The organism is Shewanella sp. MSW (assembly GCF_007636515.1).
GTDB classification, from domain to species: domain Bacteria; phylum Pseudomonadota; class Gammaproteobacteria; order Enterobacterales; family Shewanellaceae; genus Shewanella; species Shewanella indica.
Map to the genome: position 1 here is coordinate 64,924 of NZ_LVDR01000018.1, position 20,447 is coordinate 85,370.

The following is a 20,447-nucleotide window of genomic DNA, read 5'->3' on the forward strand; positions in this document are numbered from 1 at the left end:
AAAATATTAAGCTCAACAAGCCGCTATCACCCAAAACTCTGTACGACATTTTCCAACCATCAAGCACTTGCTGCAATAGTGACTTATGTTGCCAATATGTTTGTTTTGATGTTTTGTTGTAACTTAATGATTTTGAAATAAAAGTATTTATTTTGCTTCATCTGTCCTTGTTTAAATTCAGACTTTCTTACTAGCCTGAACTGGAGAGATTTAATGCGTTACTCAATTGGAGCACTGGTTCTGGGCGCCGTGCTTGGCCTGACCGGGTGTAACTCAGACAGCGACAGTGGCACTCAAGCCGCAGCCGAGAGTTATACTCTGGTGGTCATGCCCGATACCCAGAAGTACTCCCGCTATAATCCCGAGCGCTACAACGCTCAAACTCAATGGATTGCCGATAACTACCAGCAACAAAATATCGTTTTTACGGCGCATCTGGGGGATGTGGTTGACCTGCCTGACTCAGAGCAGGAATGGCTCAATGCCCGCGCGGCCATGAGCATTTTGGAGGCCAATCCAGCCACCCCATACAGCATATTGGCGGGTAACCATGATGTGCTGGCTTACCGTCAGTCCGGGGTTGATATCAACAGCAACCTCGACAGCGACAGAAGCCTGGCGGCAGAGCCTTTCCTCAAGCATTTCCCGGCGTCTTTGCAGCAAAATAACTTTGCCAGTTTCCAGGGGGCGGATGCCACCGGCTTCAACAGTTATCACCTCTTCAAGGGCGGTGAGCGCGAGTATCTGTTGCTGGCGCTCGATTGGCGTACCTCGGCGGCCAGTATCGCCTGGGCACAGTCGGTATTGGATGCTCACCCGGAAACACCAACCATACTCACTACCCATCAGTTATTAAATGTGGCCGATGATGGCAATAGCGCCATATTTACCGACAATGGCGCCATGCTGTGGGACAAGTTGATCAAAGACAATGACCAGATCTTCCTCACCTTTAACGGCCATCACCATGGTGAGGCCAAGATGGTGGCCAAGAACCGCTATGGCCGCGATGTGGTCATGATCTTGGTGGACTATCAATCGGGATTCTGGGGTGGCAACGGTATGCTGCAACTGGTGAGTTTCGATGAAGCCAACAAGCGGTTGCAGTTCCGTTCATTCTCACCTTGGGTAGCCGCCATTCCGGATGCAGAGAGGCAGCCGCAGGATGTGCTGCAACGCTGGGAGTTTGAACAGCCGCTGGACTTTGAAAAACGTTTTGCCAAGCTGAATCAGGAAGTGGAAACCGAAGGCCCGGGTAAGCTTGAAGGAACACTCGCTTACTGGATATTCGATGCTGAGCACAAGTTAACCAGCACAGATCCGACCAAGGTGCAGTTTATGGATCTATCCGGGCGCGGCAATACCTTGAGCCTCAAGGCCAAGGGGAGCAGCAGTGGCACTCAGGAGCAATTGTTTGAACTGCTCGATGAAGCTCCTGGCTTTGGCCACGCCACTGGGGCGGCTCGTTTCAAGGGCGGCAATACCCAGGGCGGCTATTATCTCTCCAGCCAGGCACCGACGCTGGTTTCTGCCGATGGTCAGGCGGGTGTTCTGCCGCAGTACACCATAGAGATGATAGTGCGCCTGGCACCAGAATGGCAGGCATCGGAAAATGCCTGGGGCGCAGTCTTTGCTCATAAACCCAGCCAGAGCCAGGTGTGTGAACACCATAAGCTGGATTGTGGCGGCGGCGATCCTTCGCTGGCGTTGACTGCTTCCAGTCTCAAGGAGTTCCAGTGGATCTCCACCTCCAGCAATGGCGTGGGGCCTAGTAATTGGTCATGGGAAGTGGACAGGGATTATTGGTATCACGTGGCTATAGTCAATGACGGCCAATACGCCACCATGTATGTGGATAACTCCAGGGTAATGCGTACCGCCGAAGCCGAGCAGCATGGGCTGGTGAGTATTCCCGGCGGTGAATGGATGGTGGGGGCCTCCAGTTGGGACGGTGAGGTGGCCGATCTGTTCCGCGGTGATATTGCCGAGATCCGGATTGTCGACAGGGTATTGCCTGAGTCTGACTGGCTTAACGCCAAGTAAAAATACTGAAAATTAAAGAGGCTGCCCAGGCAGCCTCTTGTTATATCTGTTCAACCGCAGACGGGACAGTTGGAGATCTGCGGCAGCTTCATCTCGCGAAACTCCATGGTCATGGCATCGAACATCAGCAAACGACCATAGAGTGGTTTGCCAATACCACTGATCACCTTGATGGCTTCTACTGCTTGCAGGCAGCCCATCATACCAACTACCGGCGCTAAAATGCCCGACTCGACACAGCTGAGCTGCTGCTCGCCGAACAGGCTGCTGAAACAGTGGTAACAAGGCATTTGTTGCTGATAGCCGAAGACGGAGATCACCCCTTCCATACGGATGGCAGCGGCAGACACTAAGGGCACCTTATGCCGAAAACAGCTGCGATTGAGCTGTTCGCGCACCGCAACATTGTCGGTGCAGTCCAGCACCAGATGGTGCTCGGCAACCAGTTGATCCAATTCGGGATCATCCAACACCCCATTGATGGCATTTATCTGCACATGGGGATTGAGCGCACTCAGGCTCTCTTTGGCCGATTCCACCTTGGGCTGGCCTATATTGTCATCCTGGTGCAGTACCTGGCGCTGCAGATTGGACAGTTCGACAGTATCGAAGTCCACCAGGGTCAACTTGCCGACCCCGGCTACAGTCAGATACTGACCGGCAGCGCAGCCTAGGCCACCGGCACCTATCATTAGCACCTTGGCCTGTTTGAGCTTCTCCTGCCCTTCAATGTCCATTGCCTTGATGGAGATCTGCCGGCTGTAGCGCAACATCTCGGCATCTGTGAGTATCTCGTCGCTCATATCGGCCTCAGCACAGCACGCTGTTAAAGGGTTCAACCGTGACTCTGGTACCAGCAGGTGTGTCGCCCTGCATCTGCTCCAGAATAATAAAACAGTTAGCCAGGCTCATGGAGGTCAGCATGCCTGAACCCTGTGAGCCGGTGACCGCCACTTCCAGTTCTCCATCCTGGTTGCGGCTCAGAATACCGCGCTGGTATTCCACCCGTCCTGGCTGTTTACGTATAGGGGCGGTCAATTTAGCATCCAATAGTAGCGGGGTTGGTTGTGGCAGCCCCTGCAGTTTATGCAGTAAAGGCCACACCAGCTTGTAGAAAGTCACCATGGATGAAACCGGGTTGCCCGGCAGACCGCAGAACACTGCCTTGCCTATGTGGCCGAGGGCAAAGGGTTTGCCCGGCTTGATCGCCAGTTTCCAGAAGCTTATTTTGCCTTCCTCATCGAGGATCTGCTTGGTGAAGTCGGCCTCACCGACCGAGACACCACCTGAGGTGATCACCATATCGGCGCTGGCTGAGGCGTTGCGAAACGCCTGACGGATAGCCTCAGGATCATCCGCAATCACCCCAAGATCCTGCCACTCGACACCGGCGCGGCTGAGCAGGCCCTGAATCGAGTAGCGGTTGGAGTCGTAGATCTGCCCGGGCGCCAACTCTGAACCCACTGGGCGCAATTCATCACCTGTGGAGAAGAAAGCGATTTTAACCTTGCGGATCACTCTAAGGCTGCTGATCCCTATGGTGGCCATCACCCCCATTTCGGCGGCACCTATCAGAGTGCCAGCCCTGAGGACCTTGGTGCCGGCCAGCAGCTCTTCGCCGCGGCCACGCACATTGTCTCCGGCCTGCTTGCAAGGTTCTATGGTGATCTGCTCGCCATTGGCCTCGGTTTTTTCCTGCATCTGCACTGTATCAAAGCCAGCAGGCACTGGAGCGCCAGTCATGATGCGAACACAGCCGCCGGGTTGATACTGGCCTTCAAAAGGGTGGCCGGCAAAGGAGCTACCCAGTAATTTCAGGCTGGCCTTCTCGGGCAGGTCGGCATAACGATAGGCGTAGCCGTCCATCGCCGAGTTATCGAACGGGGGCAAGTCTATGCTGCTGGCCAAGTCTTCTGCCAGTACCCGTCCCAGAGAATCCGACAGTTGCACGGTTTCGGTATCTTCCAACGGGGTGACCTGCTCGAGTAGCAGGGGCAGAGCGAGATCCGGGTGCATCAGCCCTGGATGGGCACAGACGTCTTGCGGCTTGGACATAGAGCAACCTTATTTGAGCTATTACTGAACCTGGTTGGCTATTATGCCACGCTGAAAGTGGATGACTATGATCTGCATGCCAGTTTTCGTGCACTGGGCGTAGACTTTTCCTTTTACAGTCAGCGGATTGCGGCAAATAGCAAATGATAATTCAAGTTAAATGAAAAGTGTTTTCATTATAAATCATTGCGTTAGGTAAAGATTCTTGCATTTGTTGTGTCCCTTGATAACAATAGCGCCCATGAAACAGATACCCGAAATGAGAGGCAAGGATATGTTGGCACAAGCCATGATTGATAAGTTGAACGAGCAGATCAATATGGAGTTTTTTTCCTCCAACCTGTATCTGCAGATGAGCGCTTGGTGTGAAGACAAGGGCTTTGAAGGCGCGGCCAAGTTCCTGCGGGATCATGCTGATGAAGAGATGCAGCATATGCGTCGCCTGTTCACCTATGTCAGTGAAACCGGTGGCATGCCTCTGCTGGGAGCCATTGAAGCGCCCAAAGCCGACTTTGAATCCCTGCTGTCCCTGTTCGAGTACACTTACGAGCACGAACAGCTGATCACCAGCAAGATCAATGCATTGGCTCATACCGCCTTCACGACTCAAGACTATTCCACCTTCAATTTCCTGCAATGGTATGTGGCCGAGCAGCACGAAGAAGAGAAGCTGTTCAAGTCGATAGTCGATAAGATCCGTCTGGTGGGCGAGGATGGCAAGGCGCTGTTCCTGGTGGACAAGGATCTGATGCAATTGGCGAGCGAAGGTGGCGAGACAGTAATGAATGCACAGATGGCTTAAGGCTATCCAGCGATGACAAGAGCAGCCTCAAGGCTGCTTTTTTATGCCAGAAGTTGACGGATGAAAGTTTCACCCTGAGCTAGGATTGGCGTCAGGCTCTTGGCCGGCAGTGGTCTTGAAAGTAGATAGCCCTGGCCAAAATCACAGCCCATGGACTTGAGCAAGATCCATTGCGCGCGGGTCTCTATGCCCTCTGCCACCAGTTGCAAGTCCAGGCTCTTGCCCATCATGACTATTGCCCGCACCAGGCTGGCATCTGCCTCATTCACCAAGGCATTATCGACAAAACTCTTGTCGATTTTGATCACAGAGATAGGGAACTTGCGCAGATAGCTCAACGAGGAGAAGCCGGTTCCAAAATCATCCATATGAATCGTCACCCCGAGTTGGCGAATGCTGTTGAGCACTTCCAGACAATGGGGACTGTCATCCAGCAACATGGATTCGGTGATCTCTATATGCAGTCTCTCCGGCGCTATGGCGTGACGTTTGATGGCGTCAGTCAGCAAGGAGTCGAAGCGTACCCCACTGACATTGATACATTGGCGGCTGGAGACATTGATTGCCATATCCAGCTCAATTCCCTTGGCATGCCATTGGCTTAGGTCTTTCAGTGCTTGTTCCAGTACCCATTCGCCTATAGGTTCTATCAGGCCGCTGTTCTCTGCGATAGGAATGAATTTCTCCGGCGAAACCCAGCCATATTCGGGGTCATTCCAACGTATCAAAGCTTCGACAGAAGTGATTTGGCCGGTTTCCATTGAGACTATGGGCTGATAATGCAAGCAAAACGCTTGATGTAACACGGCGCTTCTGAGACGTTGCTCCAACTGCAAGCGCTCCAGCATGCTGGCGTTCATGCTGGGAGTGAAATACTGGTAGTTGTCGCGGCCGTTGTCTTTGGCGCTGTACATGGCGGTTTCTGTGTTGCGGGTCAGGGCATCTATATCATCGCCGTCCTCGGGATAGACACCTATACCAAAGCTGACCGAGATCAAGGTGTCCTGACCATCGATATCGAAGCTATTGCTGAATAGGGCTTTTACTCTGTCGGCTACGGCTGTCAGGGCGGCATCATTCTTATAGTGCGGCAGGATCACGGCAAATTCATCGCCCCCTAGGCGGGCGACAAATTTTTGTTCATCCGGGAGTGATTCCAATCTTCTTGCCACCTGTTGTAACAGTAGATCACCGCGTTTGTGGCCCAGTACATCATTGATATATTTGAATCTGTCGAGATCGATCAATAGAATCGCCAGCTTGTGACCATGGATACGGGCCTGTAACAGCTCGTGGTGCAGTCGCTCGTTGAACATCTTACGATTGGGCAGCTTGGTCAGAATATCGAAATGGGCCTGATACCAGATGTCTTGTTCATACTTTTTCCGATGGCTGATATCGACAAACAAACCTATGTGTTTGAGTATGTTATTGTTATCGTCTCGCACCAAGGTGATAGCCAGATACTCAGGATAAATTTCACCGTCTTTGCGCTTATTCCAGATCTCACCTTCCCATTTGTTATTGGTCAGCAGGCTGTCCCACATCTCCCTGAAGAAGGCATCATCGTGGCGACAGGAGTTGAGTATTGAAGGATTCTTGCCCTTGACCTCTTTCAGCTTGTAACCGGTAATACGGCTGAATGCCGGGTTGACCAATTCAATACGGTTATTGGCATCCGTGATGACAATCCCTTCGCCTGAGTAGTCGAATACCGCCGCGGCCTGTTTCAACTGTTGATAGGATTTTTGCCTTTCATTAAGCATTTGACCCAGTGCCTTGGCCATATCGGCCAATTCATCCTTGCCCTCGACCTTGATATCCAGATCCAGGTTGGGATCTTTACTCATCAAGCGCATGTTGTCGGCTATGGCGTAGATGCGCCTGAGTAGGTTGTGACTCAGGGCCCTGCCCAGGAGCAATAGCAGGCCGATAGTGATGGCGGCTGAAAGGAGATAGAGGGCGATAAGGCGCAGCGACTGGGCGCGCTGAGCGTTGGAAAGATTGAGAATATCATCGGAAACACTGTCGGCTATGGCATCCATTTGGCGGATCCTTTCACTGGCCAACAGCCACCAGACTTCGGGAGTCACAGGGGGCTTGGGTTGGGTCAGGGCCTTCAGAGCATTGAGCATTTGATCGTCGGAAATCTGTACCAGGGAGTCTATCTCTTTCACCTTGGCCCCCCGGCTTTGCATGGATGCTATCAGCTGCATCTTGTGGCGATATTCGTTGAGTTTGTCCCTGATTTGGGCAATCGCCTGTTGTTGTGTACTAGAGAGCACCCAGTTTGAGCTTAGTTTATTGAGGATCTGTTCCAGGGACTCAAGTTTGATATAGAAGTCTTGTTGGTATCTGCTTTCTCCCCGAAGAAGAAAGTTTTTAAATTCATGCAATAGGCCGCCATAACCCAGCTGGGAGCTGAACTTGTGCGCCTGACGCGTTATGGCATCTTGTTGGCGCAGTTGTTCCCTGACGTTATTCAATGCCTGGCTCTTATTGTCCTGCAGCATAGCTTCCAGGCGTTGTTTGTGTTCCGCTATGGCACTGGCGCGGAACAGATCTATGCTCTGATCTTGCTCTGTTATTAATGCCAACAGCTGTTCATAACTGTCGGTATCAAACTGACGTTTCAGCAGCATGCCGTTGATCAGGCCGCGCTCACGCACCGCCAACTCCTGAATCCGCAACAGTGCAGCCAGATCGGCATAGGCTCTGGCCTGTTGCACATTGCTCGACAGGGATTGCAGATTGGCAATACCCAACAGGAGTTCGTAGTTGAAGTCGGAATAGAAATTCAGTGCGTCGCTTTCATTGCGACTCAAGAGTTCGCGCCGGTTATTTTCCAGCGCCTGCTTGCCGAGCCGCAGAGCTTCCAGCTTGGTTTGTAGTAGGTGCTGGGCTGCAGAAGACAGTTGTTCAGTAAGTTGCAATAAGTGGGGAGAGTTTTGCAGGGCGGTTATCTGTGCCGATACTCGCTGCTGCTGCATCTGGAGACTATCGGCAAAGCACTTACCATCGCAGGCGATATAAGCGGCGCTGAGACCCCGTTCCTGCTGCAATTCATAGATGAGATCGGCCAGACGACGTCCTACCTCGACGGCATGATAACTTTGGTTGGCCAAACGATAGTTATGCAGCAGTTCAAATAAACGTACACAACCCAGTAGGCTGAGAACCAAAACAGGCACTAAGGCAAACAAGAGTAATTTGCGCTTTAGGCTCAGTTGGCTTAACACCTATGGCTCTCCTCGAAATCCTAACTGATAAAGACCTGCCTGTAAGCTATTGGGATACAGGCAATAACTCTCGATAAGTAACACATTGCCTATCAGGGGGCGACCCGTTATTCAAGGATTTCTAATCTAGGTCACGAAAATAAACCTTAAAAAGAGGAGGGTTAATGTAAGCCTTGTTGTAACCTAGTTTGCCGGTTTGTTTAAAACAAAAGCGGCTATGTAGCCGCTTTTGATCAAATAGTTAGGGAGTGCTGGTTTATTAGCCTGCGTTGGCCAGCAGAGATTCGCGATAACTGACAATATCCTCGATGGAGAGAACCGGCAGGTTGTGTTGGGCGCCAAAAGCAATGATTTGTGGCAGTCTGGCCATGGTGCCATCCGGGTTGGTTACTTCGCACAGCACTCCGGCGGGTTTTAGGCCAGCCAGTTGCATCAAGTCCACAGTGCCCTCGGTGTGACCGCGGCGGGTCATCACACCACCGGGTTGAGCCCGCAGCGGATAGACGTGCCCAGGGCGGGCCAGGTCTTCCGGTTTGGCGTTGTCGGCAATGGCGGTCTTGATAGTGGTCACCCGGTCGGCAGCGGAAACCCCGGTCGTGACTCCGACTTTGGCCTCAATGCTTACGGTAAAGGCGGTGCCGAACTGGCTGGAGTTGTTTTCCACCATGGGCGGTAACTGCAGAGCCTTGATTTTCTCGTCGGTAAGGCAGAGACAGACAATGCCGCTGCATTCGCGGATCAGCATCGCCATCTGGGCGTTGGTCAAGCTCTCGGCGGCAAAGATTAGGTCGCCTTCGTTTTCTCTGTCTTCATCGTCGACCACCAAAACACCGCGGCCTTGACGCAATGCTTCGAGGGCGGTTTCGACTCTTTTAATTGGGGTGCCAAAAGGCGCTAATAATGACTGATTCATGGTAAAAATCCTTAAATTACGGCTTGGGTTTTCCAGAATCAGGGCAAAGAAAGGAATAGCGGTGTCTCTGCCATTGGCAGAGACATATCACTAAGCGGATCGCCTGGCGGCAATCTGATTCTCTTTCATCCGGACTGAGCCATCTAAATGGCAACACCGTCGGCTCTGGAATAGTCACGCTAGGATGTGATGACACCAGATCTGCTGACCCCGCCAAAATCTGGCGGGCGCTCGCGGGCTTTCATGTCGCTGACACGATTTACCGCCGGTGGGGAATTTCACCCCGCCCTGAGAATTTACCCGTCATTTGTATATAACAGGCGGCAACAGCATGCGCTTGTAATATACAAATGACAAGCGGACAGGGTCACATTTTCTGCCGGCAACTTTGATATCAAGGCTTAGGTGGCAGGGCTTGCCGTTGGCGCCGGTCGGCGTCACTATATGCAGGCGGCCTGTAGTCGAGGGAGTAGGCCGCAGATATTAACGCTTTAAGGAAGAGTGATGAGTCGAGCAGGATCCCTGATGTTGGTTTTAGGCACAGCCTTGTGGCTGTGCGGATGCAGTGGAATGAATTCAGAAAATAAGCTGGTGGCACCGGTTGCCGAAAAACGTCCCCACACCATGAGCCTTCACGGTGTGACCAGGACAGACGACTATTATTGGCTGCGTGACGATGAGCGTCAGGCCCCGGACGTTATCGACTATCTGGAACGGGAAAACGCCTATACCGCCGCACGTCTTAAGCCTTGGGAGCCGCTGAAACAGAAACTGTTTAAAGAGCTGATCTCCAGGCTGGAGCAGGATGAGAGCAGTGTGCCATATCGCTGGCATAACCATTGGTATTACCGCCGTTTCGAGGCCGGGCTGGAGTATCCGGTGATCGCCAGAAGCCGTGAGCTCAATGGTGAAGAGCAGTTGCTGCTTGATGTTAACCTGCGTGCCGAGGGGCAGGAGTTTTACGCCCTGGGCGGAGTGTCTGTCAGCCCGGATGAGCAGATACTGGCCTTCGCCGAGGATACCCTCAGCCGCCGTATTTACAGCGTCTATTTTAAAGATCTTGCCACCGGGGAACTGCTTGCCGACAAGCTGACGGGCGTTGATGGACGGGTGGTCTGGAGCAATGACAACCGTTATGTGTTCTATATCGCCAAAGACCCACAGACCCTGCTGGGATACCAGGTTTTCCGGCACAAGCTGGGAAGCCCCCAGAGCGAGGATCTGCTGGTTTATGAAGAGCAGGACGATACCTTCTATATCTCCCTCGGCAAGAGTCTGGATGAATCCCTGATTGTATTGCACCACGAGAGCACCACGACCAGTGAAGTTTCCCTGCTCGATGCCAACGCCCCGCTCGGCGAGTTCCGGGCGTTTCTGCCACGGGAAAAGGGCCACGAATACAGCATCGCCAAGCGTGGAGATGAATTCTTCATCCTCAGCAACTGGCAGGCGACCAATTTCAGGCTGATGAAAACCACGGCTGCCGATGCCGGCGATAAGCGCAAGTGGCAGCAGGTGCTGGCCCATGATCCCGAGGTGCGCCTCGAAGATCTGTTATTGCTGGACGATTATCTGATAGTACAGAGCCGCAGCCAGGGGCTGAGCCATATCAAGGTCTATCCCCATACAGATCTCAGCCGCGGCTATGAATTGGCCTTTGATGACCCGGCCTATGTGGTTGGTCTGGATATCAATCCCAGCCAGCACAGTCGCGAACTGAGGTTATATTACTCGAGCCCGACTACCCCCGAGAGTATTTACAGTTATCAACTGGATAAGCCGGGTGAGCGTAAACTGCTCAAACAGGAAAAGGTATTGGGGGATTTCGAGCCCGGCAACTATCAGGCCGAGCGCTTGTTGATCCCGGCACGTGATGGTGCCCAGGTGCCCGTGACTTTGGTGTATCGCAAGGACAAGTTCCGTAAAGACGGTAGTAACCCACTGTATCAATACGGTTATGGTGCTTACGGCCATATCATAGAGCCGGATTTCGATGCCTCTGTTCTCAGCCTGCTGGATCGCGGCGTGGTTTATGCCATTGCCCATGTCCGGGGTGGAGAGATGCTCGGCAGGCCTTGGTACGATGATGGCAGGCTGTTTAATAAACGAAACAGTTTCAATGACTTTGAGGACACTACCCGAGCACTTTTGGACCTGGGTTATGCCGCACCCGGCAAAGTGGTTGCCGCCGGAGGCAGTGCCGGTGGTTTATTGATGGGTGCCGTGGTCAATCAGGCTCCGGATCTTTACCTGGCGGTGGCCGCCCATGTGCCCTTTGTGGATATAGTCACCACCATGCTCGATGAGTCGATTCCACTGACGACCAATGAATATGATGAGTGGGGCAACCCCAATGACAAGCCCTACTTTGACTACATGCTGAGCTACTCGCCTTATGACAACATTCGCCATCAGGCCTACCCGCATCTGTTGGTGACCACAGGGCTGCACGATTCTCAGGTGCAGTATTTTGAGCCAGCCAAGTGGGTGGCCAAACTCAGGGATTATAAGACGGACGACAATCTGCTGCTGTTACAGACGGATATGGAGGCCGGCCATGGCGGCAAGAGCGGACGTTTCCGGCAATTTGAAGATACCGCGCTGGAATATGCCTTCTTCCTCGGCCTGTTGGGACTGGAATGAGTGGTGATAACTGGCAGCTGTATATCCTGCGCTGCGCCGGGGGCGAGCTGTACACAGGGATCACCAAGGATGTGACCCGGCGCCTGCAGGAGCATCAGAGTGGCGGCCCCAAAGCCGCCAAATATCTGCGTGGTCGCGGGCCTTTGCAACTCGTTTATCGTGAAGAGATTAGTGGCCACGGTGATGCCCTGCGGCGGGAGATGGCGGTAAAAAAGCTGAGTAAGCGCGCCAAACTGAGTTTGATTGCCAAGTCCGCAGTTATGCCGGGGTGAGTGACCTTAAAAAAGAAAAAGGAGCAGGAGCGCCAATGGCCGGGCCATTACAGCGGGCGCTTCCTGCGGTCGGGAAGAGGGTCCCCAAGGAGGGGGTGATGGCTCATCGGCGATGGCCCATCAGCAAGATAGTGACAAAGAGCCGCGGCCGGCGAGTTCCACAACGCCAGTCGACGGCTGTTTCGCTACTCAGCTAGATAAAGCAGAAAACATGCCAAAGCAATAACACATTGTTTATATTTGTTATTCTTGCGCCCACCTTGCAGTAAGTGTCCGCACTAGTGTCCTCTTTTCTTAAAAAGTGACCGATTTGGCTATTCAGGTGTCCGCTGGACACTCAAACCGGCTCTTAAAGTGGTCCATTTAAAGGTGGGTTATTGAGGCAAACAGGAAACCAGGCGCATGCTTGATGTCACACTCTCAAACAGATAGAAAACTCGGTAGGTTATTGTTTCCGAGCGGACGAATTGATTTTCGAGCCTTTTTGGGAAAAGTATTGGTCTTGGATTTGGTTCTTGGCATCAAGGCGCTTAACTGTGCTTTTTGGTTAACTGACACAAAGAGTCCGCCTTTCTCTTGGTTTCGCCCTGTGTATCCTTGATAACAAAGTTGATTAAGAATACAATCTATGGCCGATTTTTGTGCCCTGAGCCGGAGAATTCTCGTCAGGGGCGAGTTCGAAAGCGGGCTGGCGCTGAATTAAGCCTTAAACTTACTCAGCTGTCCCTAGGCTCAGGTCGTAATGAGTAACGGAATTAACCGATGACAACAAATACTGAAAACCAGGGCAACTCTCTGGATATCGTAAAGTGGGTAGTAGCTATACTACTGGTGGCTGCAGCGATTGTTGGCAACCAGATGTACAACGACAGTGAAATCTTCACTCTGCCAATCCGCGCAGCGGGTGTGGTTGTCGTATTTGCTATTGCAGGTTTTATAGCCCTGCAAACGATTAAGGGTAAGCAAGCCTTGGCCTTTGCCCGTGAGTCACAAATCGAAGTGCGCAAAGTTGTATGGCCTACTCGCCAAGAGGCGTTGAATACCACCTTTATCGTACTGGCTGCGACAGGTATCCTGGCCTTGATCCTTTGGGGATTGGATGCGGTATTGCTGCGCATTGTCAACTTTATTACTGGCGTATAGGCACTAGAATGACTGAAGCTAAAGAAGCTAAGAAAAGATGGTATGTGGTTCAGGCTTTTTCCGGTTATGAAGGCCGTGTATGTAAGTCTTTGCTTGAACACATCAAGATGCATGGTATGGAAGAGTTCTTCGGCGAAGTACTGGTTCCTACCGAAGAAGTCGTGGAAATGCGTGCCGGCCAACGCCGCAAGAGTGAGCGTAAGTTTTTCCCCGGTTATGTGCTGGTACAGATGGAAATGAACGATCAAAGCTGGCACTTGGTGAAGAGTATTCCTCGAGTGATGGGCTTTATTGGTGGCACATCTGATCGCCCAGCACCTATTTCTGATAAGGAAGCCGAGGCTATCCTGCGTCGCTTGCAGGAGACGACTGATTCTCCGACTCATCGCGTTATGTTCGAACCCGGCGAAGTGGTTCGGGTTACCGATGGTCCATTTGCCGACTTCAACGGTACTGTTGAGGAAGTGGATTATGACAAGAACCGCGTTAAGGTGTCTGTGATGATCTTCGGCCGCTCAACTCCGGTTGAGTTGGACTTTAATCAGGTTGAAAAATCCTGATTAAATAAAATACAAAATCCGTTTGGCAACGGGTGCGGATTTCTATATAATCCGCACCCGTTGTTTTCGGGGAGCTCAAGGCATGTTGCCTGAGCGTTTGAACCCAAACTGAGGAAATGTCAGATGGCAAAGAAAATTGAAGCTTACATCAAGCTGCAAGTAGCAGCCGGTGCTGCAAACCCGTCTCCACCAGTTGGTCCAGCTCTGGGTCAGAAAGGTGTGAACATCATGGAATTCTGTAAAGCATTCAACGCTCGTACTGAAAAGTTCGAAAAAGGTATGCCAATTCCAGTAGTGATCACTGTTTACAATGATCGCTCATTCACTTTCGAAACCAAGACTCCACCTGCAGCCTTCTTGCTGAAGAAAGCCGCTGGCCTGAAGTCAGGTTCTGCCCGTCCTAACACTGAGAAAGTGGGTACTATCAAGCGTAGCCAGGTTCAGGAAATTGCTGAAACCAAGGCAACCGATATGACTGGTGCTGACATTGAAGCGATGATTCGCTCAATCGAAGGTACTGCGCGTTCCATGGGTTTGGTAGTAGAGGACTAATATAATGGCAAAGCTGACTAAGCGCATGCGCACCATCCGCGAGAAAGTGGACGTAACCAAAGCATACGACATCAACGAAGCTGTAGCTCTGCTGAAAGAACTGGCTACTGCCAAGTTCGTTGAGAGCGTAGACGTTGCCGTTAACCTGGGTGTTGATCCTCGTAAATCAGACCAAAACGTTCGTGGTGCCACTGTGCTGCCACACGGTACCGGTCGTGAAGTACGTGTTGCTGTATTCACTCAAGGTGCCAATGCCGAAGCTGCGAAAGAAGCTGGTGCTGAACTGGTAGGTATGGAAGATCTGGCTGAGCAGGTGAAAGCCGGCGAAATGAACTTCGACGTAGTTATCGCATCTCCTGATGCTATGCGCGTTGTTGGTATGCTGGGTCAAATCCTGGGCCCACGCGGCCTGATGCCTAACCCTAAAACCGGTACTGTAACTCCTAACGTTGCCGAAGCTGTTAAGAACGCCAAGGCAGGTCAGGTTCGTTACCGTAACGACAAGAACGGCATCATCCACACTACTATCGGTAAAGTGGACTTCGAAACTGTTCAACTGAAAGAAAACCTGGAAGCACTGCTGTCTGCACTGAGAAAGGCTAAGCCTGCTGCAGCCAAAGGTCAGTATGTGAAGAAGGTAAGCATCTCCACCACTATGGGTGCAGGTGTAGCTGTCGACCAGAACACTCTGGACGCTGCTAGCTAATTTTACAAAATGCGCGTGTTAGCCTATAATGCGCGCACTTTTGTGGGTTGGAACCTATGACGGGTGTTTTCACTCTGATGGGTTTCCGTCCAAGACCGCAGGTGTTGACCGTCTGGAATACTTAATTTCCTGCGTAGACGGTGTCAGGCCCCAGATAGATTTATTTCTGCTGGATTATCTGCACCGTAAGTAACTGAGTACGTTTGTATTCAGTATGGTAAACACTGGGGGAACCCCCAGGTAGAATCCAGGAGTAAAGCCAATGGCATTAAGACTCGAAGACAAAAAAGCGATTGTTGCTGAAGTCAACGAAGCTGCCAAAGGTGCGCTTTCTGCAGTTGTCGCCGATTCACGCGGTGTAACTGTAGGTGCTATGACAGTTCTGCGTAAGACTGCTCGCGCAAACGGTGTGTATGTACGTGTAGTACGTAACACTCTGGCTCGCCGCGCAGTAGAAGGCACTGCTTTTGAGTGTCTGACAGAGGTGTTCTCTGGCCCAACTTTGATTGCTTTCTCTAACGAGCACCCAGGTGCTGCAGCTCGTCTGTTAAAAGACTTTGCTAAAGAGCAAGCCGCTTTCGAAGTTAAAGGTGCAGCTTTTGAAGGGGAATTCATCCCTGCAGCTGACATTGATCGTTTGGCAAAACTGCCAACTTACGAAGAAGCACTGGCACAGCTGATGATGACTATGAAAGAAGCATCTGCTGGCAAGTTCGTTCGTACTCTGGCCGCTCTGCGCGATCAAAAACAAGAAGCCGCTTAATCTCAAGCTGGCTGCTTAACAGAATTGAATTCAGAACAATAGGAAACATTTGTTATGTCTATCACTAAAGACCAAATCCTTGAAGCCTTTGCAGCTATGTCTGTAATGGAAGTTGTTGAACTGATCGAAGCTATGGAAGAGAAGTTCGGCGTATCTGCTGCTGCTGCAGTAGTTGCTGGCGGCGCTGGTGAAGCTGCTGCTGCTGAAGAGAAAACCGAGTTCGACGTAGTTATGACTTCTCACGGTGACAACAAAGTTGCTGTGATCAAGGCTGTACGTGGTGCCACAGGTCTGGGTCTGAAAGAAGCCAAAGCTATGGCTGAATCTGCTCCAGTAGCTGTTAAAGAAGGCGTCTCTAAAGAAGAAGCTGAAGCTCTGAAGAAAGATCTTGAAGAAGCTGGTGCTCAAGTAGAGATCAAGTAAGTCATACTGACTTACAATCACCCAAGCCAATTGGGTGGAGGCTGGCGGTTTTTTGACCGTCGGCCTTTTTTGCGCTGTAAGCGTTGGCGATTTTTTTCACCGTTTGTCGCCAGATTTTGCAGTCCCTAGCAGTGATTATTGGTTAGGTTCTTGCCATCAACGGTGATGGGCAAACGTGCTGGATTAACTGTGTTGATTCAGTCTTGGTCACATCTCGCAAGCAGAGGAAACCCATGGTTTACTCCTATTCTGAAAAGAAGCGTATTCGCAAAGACTTCGGTAAGCGTCCACAGGTATTGGACATCCCTTACTTGTTGTCTATTCAGTTAGACTCTTTTAAGAAGTTCACCGATCAAGATCCTACCGGTGAGCGTGGCCTAGAGGCCGCCTTCCGTAGCGTTTTTCCCATCAAGAGCTTTTCTGGTAATTCAGAACTGCAGTACGTCAGCTATAAGCTGGGCGAGCCTGTTTTTGATGTGAAAGAGTGTCAAATCCGCGGTGTGACATACTCCGCTCCACTGCGCGTTAAGCTGCGCATGGTGCTGTATGATCGTGAAGCTGCCGCCGGCACTGTAAAAGATATAAAAGAACAAGAAGTCTACATGGGGGATATCCCTCTGATGACTGAAAACGGTACCTTTGTCATCAATGGTACTGAGCGTGTTATCGTATCTCAGTTGCACCGTAGCCCAGGTGTGTTCTTCGACCACGACCGTGGTAAGACACACTCCTCAGGTAAAGTGCTGTATAACGCGCGTATTATTCCTTACCGCGGTTCATGGCTCGACTTCGAGTTCGACCCTAAAGATGCGTTGTTTGTACGTATTGACCGTCGCCGTAAGCTGCCTGCCAGCATCATTCTGCGTGCCCTGGAATATTCTACTCAGGATATCCTCGACATCTTCTTCGAGCGTATTGACTTCAAGATCAAGAAAGATTCTCTGGTCATGACACTGGTTCCTGAGCGTCTGCGTGGTGAAACTGCCAGCTATGACATCAAGGACTCTGAAGGCACTGTGCTGGTAGAGAAGGGCCGTCGTATCACTGCCCGTCATATCCGCCAACTGGAAAAAACCAACACCACTGAACTGGAAGTACCGGTTGAGTATATTGTTGGTAAAGTGGCGGCTCAGGACTATATCGATCCTGACACAGGTGAAGTACTGGTTACCGCCAACAACGAGATCAGCCTGGAAGACCTGGCCAATCTGTCACTGGCCGGTATCAAAGAGGTCAGCACCCTGTACATCAACGAGCTGGATCACGGTGCTTACATCTCTGACACCCTGCGTATTGACTCAACCACCAACCGTTTGGAAGCGCTGGTTGAAATCTATCGCATGATGCGTCCTGGCGAGCCACCAACCAAGGATGCCGCCGAAGCTCTGTTCCAGAATCTGTTCTTCAGCGAAGAGCGCTATGATCTGTCTAAAGTGGGCCGGATGAAGTTCAACCGTCGTCTTGAAATCGACGAGAACGAAGGTACCGGTGTACTGACCAAAGAAGACATAGTTGCCGTAATGAAGAAGATCATCGAAATCCGTAACGGTTTTGATGAAGTCGATGATATCGACCACCTGGGTAACCGTCGTATCCGTAGCGTTGGCGAAATGGCCGAGAACCAGTTCCGTGTCGGTCTGGTACGTGTTGAGCGCGCAGTACGTGAACGTCTGTCTCTGGGCGATCTGAACGAGCTGATGCCTCAGGATCTGATCAACGCCAAGCCAATCTCTGCAGCAGTGAAAGAGTTCTTCGGTTCTTCTCAGCTGTCGCAGTTTATGGATCAGAACAACCCACTGTCAGAAGTGACTCACAAGCGCCGTATTTCGGCTCTTGGTCCTGGCGGTCTGACCCGTGAGCGTGCCGGCTTCGAAGTTCGAGACGTGCACCCAACTCACTATGGTCGTCTGTGTCCAATTGAGACCCCTGAAGGTCCAAACATTGGTCTGATCAACTCACTGTCTACCTTTGCCCGTACCAACTCATACGGCTTCCTGGAAACACCTTACCGCAAGGTGATCGACAGTGTGGTTACTGATGAAGTGGAATATCTGTCAGCCATCGAAGAAGGCCGCTATGTGATTGCACAGGCCAACATCGAGCTCGACAACGAAGGTCGCATTGTGGAAGAGCAGGTTGCCTGTCGCCACAAGGGTGAATCCACCTTTATGCGCGCTTCCGATATCCAGTATATGGACGTATCTCCACAGCAGATCATCTCTGTGGCGGCATCTTTGATCCCATTCCTTGAGCACGACGACGCTAACCGTGCATTGATGGGTGCAAACATGCAACGTCAGGCAGTACCAACACTCAAGTCAGAGAAGCCTCTGGTGGGTACAGGTATTGAACGTACACTGGCTGTTGACTCAGGCGTGGTTGTGGCTGCCAAGCGTGGCGGTGTGATCGACTATGTTGATGCCAGCCGCATCGTGGTTAAGGTTAACGAAGATGAGCTGCGCCCAGGCGAAGCCGGTATCGATATCTACAACCTGACCAAGTACACCCGCTCCAACCAGAACACCTGCATCAACCAGCGTCCATGCTGTAGCGTAGGTGAGCCTGTGGTGCGTGGTGACGTGCTGGCCGATGGTCCGTCAACCGACTTGGGCGACCTGGCTCTGGGTCAGAACATGCGCGTGGCCTTCATGCCATGGAACGGTTACAACTTTGAGGATTCCATCCTTATTTCCGAGCGCGTAGCGCAGGAAGACCGTTTCACGACTATCCACATTCAGGAACTGTCCTGTATCGCTCGTGACACCAAGCTGGGTAGCGAAGAGATCACTGCCGATATCCCTAACGTAGGTGAGTCTGCACTGAGCAAGCTGGATGAATCCGGTATCGTTTACATCGGCGCCGAAGTTAAAGGCGGTGACATTCTGGTTGGTAAGGTAACGCCTAAGGGTGAAACTCAGCTGACTCCGGAAGAGAAACTGCTGCGGGCTATTTTCGGTGAGAAAGCGTCTGACGTTAAAGACAGCTCTCTGCGTGTACCTAACTCAGTGAAGGGTACCGTTATCGACGTGCAAGTCTTCACCCGTGACGGTGTTGAAAAAGACAAGCGCGCCATCGAAATCGAAGAGATGCACATTGCTCAAGCCCGTAAGGACTTGACAGAAGAATTCAAGATCCTTGAAGAGGGTGTTCTGAGCCGTGCCCGTAACCTGCTGCTGAGCGCTGGTTTCAGTGAAGCCAAACTGGCTGAACTGCCACGCAAAGACGTATTGGTTCAGGTTATCGACGATGAAGCCAAGCAAACCGAATTGGAACAGCTGGCTGAACAGCACGAAGAGCTGAAAGCCGACTTTGACAAGAAGTTCGAAATCAAGCGTCGCAAGATCACCCAAGGTGATGATCTGGCTCCAGGCGTACTGAAGATCGTTAAGGTTTACCTGGCAGTTAAGCGTACCATCCAGCCTGGTGACAAGATGGCGGGTCGTCACGGTAACAAGGGTGTGATCTCCAAGATCTGTCCTATCGAAGATATGCCATACGACGAGCAGGGTAACCCTGTCGACATCGTACTGAACCCTCTGGGTGTACCTTCGCGGATGAACATAGGTCAGGTACTGGAAGTTCACTTGGGTGCTGCGGCTAAAGGTATTGGTAATCGCATCAATGCCATGCTGGAAGAACAGCGTGAGCTGGCCGAACTGCGTGGCTACATCAAACAGGTCTATGAACTGGGCGATGAAGTGAAGCAGCGCGTGGATATCGATTCATTTACCGATGATGAAGTTCTGCGTCTGGCCAAACACCTGAAGGATGGTCTGCCAACGGCAACCCCAGCCTTCGACGGTGCCAAAGAGAAAGAGATCAAGCAGATGCTTGAGCTTGCAGGTCTGCCGACTTCTGGTCAGCTGAATCTGTTTGATGGTCGTACCGGTAACCAGTTCGAGCGTCCTGTGACCGTAGGTTACATGTACATGCTCAAACTGAACCACTTGGTTGATGACAAGATGCACGCCCGTTCTACCGGTTCGTACAGCTTGGTTACTCAGCAGCCTCTGGGCGGTAAAGCTCAGTTCGGTGGTCAGCGTTTCGGTGAGATGGAAGTGTGGGCCCTGGAGGCATACGGTGCTGCGTATACTCTGCAGGAAATGCTCACAGTGAAATCGGATGACGTTAACGGTCGTACTCAGATGTACAAGAACATCGTTGACGGTAACCATCAGATGCAGCCAGGAATGCCAGAGTCCTTCAACGTATTGCTGAAGGAGATCCGTTCTCTCGGTATCAACATCGAGTTGGATCAAGAGTAAGACGCGGTTTAAAGCCTGCGTTTGGCAACGAATTGGTGCTCCGCGAGAGCGGGGCACCGGGTTTAACT

General features: G+C 51.6%; 15 protein-coding genes and 1 riboswitch. Of the genes, 11 read left to right on the top strand and 4 right to left on the bottom strand.

Annotated features, from left to right (window positions below; all coding sequences use genetic code 11):
• The first annotated feature begins 213 nt into the window (after positions 1-213).
• A complete protein-coding gene (locus tag AYI96_RS16985; RefSeq protein ID WP_144362044.1) occupies positions 214-2,043 on the top strand; it encodes a LamG-like jellyroll fold domain-containing protein in 1,830 nt (609 codons plus the stop codon).
• A gap of 50 nt (positions 2,044-2,093) precedes the next feature.
• Here the strand turns inward: AYI96_RS16985 and moeB are convergent, their stop codons facing one another.
• The gene (moeB, locus tag AYI96_RS16990) at positions 2,094-2,846 is read right to left on the bottom strand and encodes a molybdopterin-synthase adenylyltransferase MoeB (protein ID WP_144362045.1); all 753 of its coding nucleotides are present in this window, start codon (positions 2,844-2,846) and stop codon (positions 2,094-2,096) included.
• Positions 2,847-2,853: 7 nt separating this feature from the next.
• A complete protein-coding gene (moeA, locus tag AYI96_RS16995; protein WP_039034625.1) occupies positions 2,854-4,098 on the bottom strand; it encodes a molybdopterin molybdotransferase MoeA in 1,245 nt (414 codons plus the stop codon).
• Positions 4,099-4,372: 274 nt separating this feature from the next.
• Here moeA and ftnA point away from each other — a divergent pair, with 274 nt between their 5' ends.
• Positions 4,373-4,900, top strand: a complete 528-nt coding sequence (ftnA, locus tag AYI96_RS17000; protein WP_039034651.1) for a non-heme ferritin — start codon at positions 4,373-4,375, stop codon at positions 4,898-4,900.
• A 41-nt stretch (positions 4,901-4,941) separates the two neighbouring features.
• Here ftnA and AYI96_RS17005 read toward each other — a convergent pair whose 3' ends face one another.
• Together AYI96_RS17005 and ribB are read right to left on the bottom strand one after the other, a co-directional pair.
• Complete coding sequence (locus tag AYI96_RS17005) at positions 4,942-8,139, bottom strand: EAL domain-containing protein (protein ID WP_039034626.1); 3,198 nt, start codon at positions 8,137-8,139, stop codon at positions 4,942-4,944.
• 259 nt (positions 8,140-8,398) lie between these two features.
• Positions 8,399-9,052, bottom strand: a complete 654-nt coding sequence (ribB, locus tag AYI96_RS17010; RefSeq protein ID WP_039034627.1) for a 3,4-dihydroxy-2-butanone-4-phosphate synthase — start codon at positions 9,050-9,052, stop codon at positions 8,399-8,401.
• A gap of 113 nt (positions 9,053-9,165) precedes the next feature.
• Positions 9,166-9,352, bottom strand: a riboswitch (FMN riboswitch).
• Between the two features lie 204 nt (positions 9,353-9,556).
• Between ribB and AYI96_RS17015 the strand changes: the two genes are divergently transcribed.
• The 9 genes from AYI96_RS17015 (at position 9,557) to rpoB (ending at position 20,379) form a co-directional block, all read left to right on the top strand.
• Positions 9,557-11,695: a S9 family peptidase gene (locus AYI96_RS17015; RefSeq protein ID WP_409928948.1), complete on the top strand. Its 2,139-nt coding sequence runs from the start codon at positions 9,557-9,559 to the stop codon at positions 11,693-11,695.
• Complete coding sequence (locus tag AYI96_RS17020; protein WP_144362047.1) at positions 11,692-11,967, top strand: GIY-YIG nuclease family protein; 276 nt, start codon at positions 11,692-11,694, stop codon at positions 11,965-11,967. Before AYI96_RS17015 ends, AYI96_RS17020 begins: the two co-directional genes overlap by 4 nt.
• Before the next feature lie 762 nt (positions 11,968-12,729).
• The gene (gene secE, locus AYI96_RS17025; RefSeq protein WP_039034630.1) at positions 12,730-13,110 is read left to right on the top strand and encodes a preprotein translocase subunit SecE; all 381 of its coding nucleotides are present in this window, start codon (positions 12,730-12,732) and stop codon (positions 13,108-13,110) included.
• An 8-nt stretch (positions 13,111-13,118) separates the two neighbouring features.
• The gene (gene nusG, locus AYI96_RS17030) at positions 13,119-13,670 is read left to right on the top strand and encodes a transcription termination/antitermination protein NusG (protein ID WP_025012047.1); all 552 of its coding nucleotides are present in this window, start codon (positions 13,119-13,121) and stop codon (positions 13,668-13,670) included.
• 123 nt (positions 13,671-13,793) lie between these two features.
• Complete coding sequence (gene rplK / locus AYI96_RS17035) at positions 13,794-14,222, top strand: 50S ribosomal protein L11 (RefSeq protein WP_039034631.1); 429 nt, start codon at positions 13,794-13,796, stop codon at positions 14,220-14,222.
• A gap of 4 nt (positions 14,223-14,226) precedes the next feature.
• Positions 14,227-14,928 carry a 50S ribosomal protein L1 gene (gene rplA / locus AYI96_RS17040; RefSeq protein WP_039034632.1) on the top strand — a complete coding sequence of 234 codons (702 nt, stop codon included), beginning with the start codon at positions 14,227-14,229 and terminating at the stop codon, positions 14,926-14,928.
• 262 nt (positions 14,929-15,190) lie between these two features.
• On the top strand, positions 15,191-15,691 hold the full coding sequence (rplJ, locus tag AYI96_RS17045; protein ID WP_039034633.1) for a 50S ribosomal protein L10: 501 nt from the start codon (positions 15,191-15,193) through the stop codon (positions 15,689-15,691).
• Positions 15,692-15,745: 54 nt separating this feature from the next.
• Complete coding sequence (rplL, locus tag AYI96_RS17050) at positions 15,746-16,114, top strand: 50S ribosomal protein L7/L12 (protein WP_039034634.1); 369 nt, start codon at positions 15,746-15,748, stop codon at positions 16,112-16,114.
• Between the two features lie 233 nt (positions 16,115-16,347).
• Positions 16,348-20,379: a DNA-directed RNA polymerase subunit beta gene (gene rpoB, locus AYI96_RS17055; protein WP_071476345.1), complete on the top strand. Its 4,032-nt coding sequence runs from the start codon at positions 16,348-16,350 to the stop codon at positions 20,377-20,379.
• Positions 20,380-20,447 lie beyond the last annotated feature (68 nt).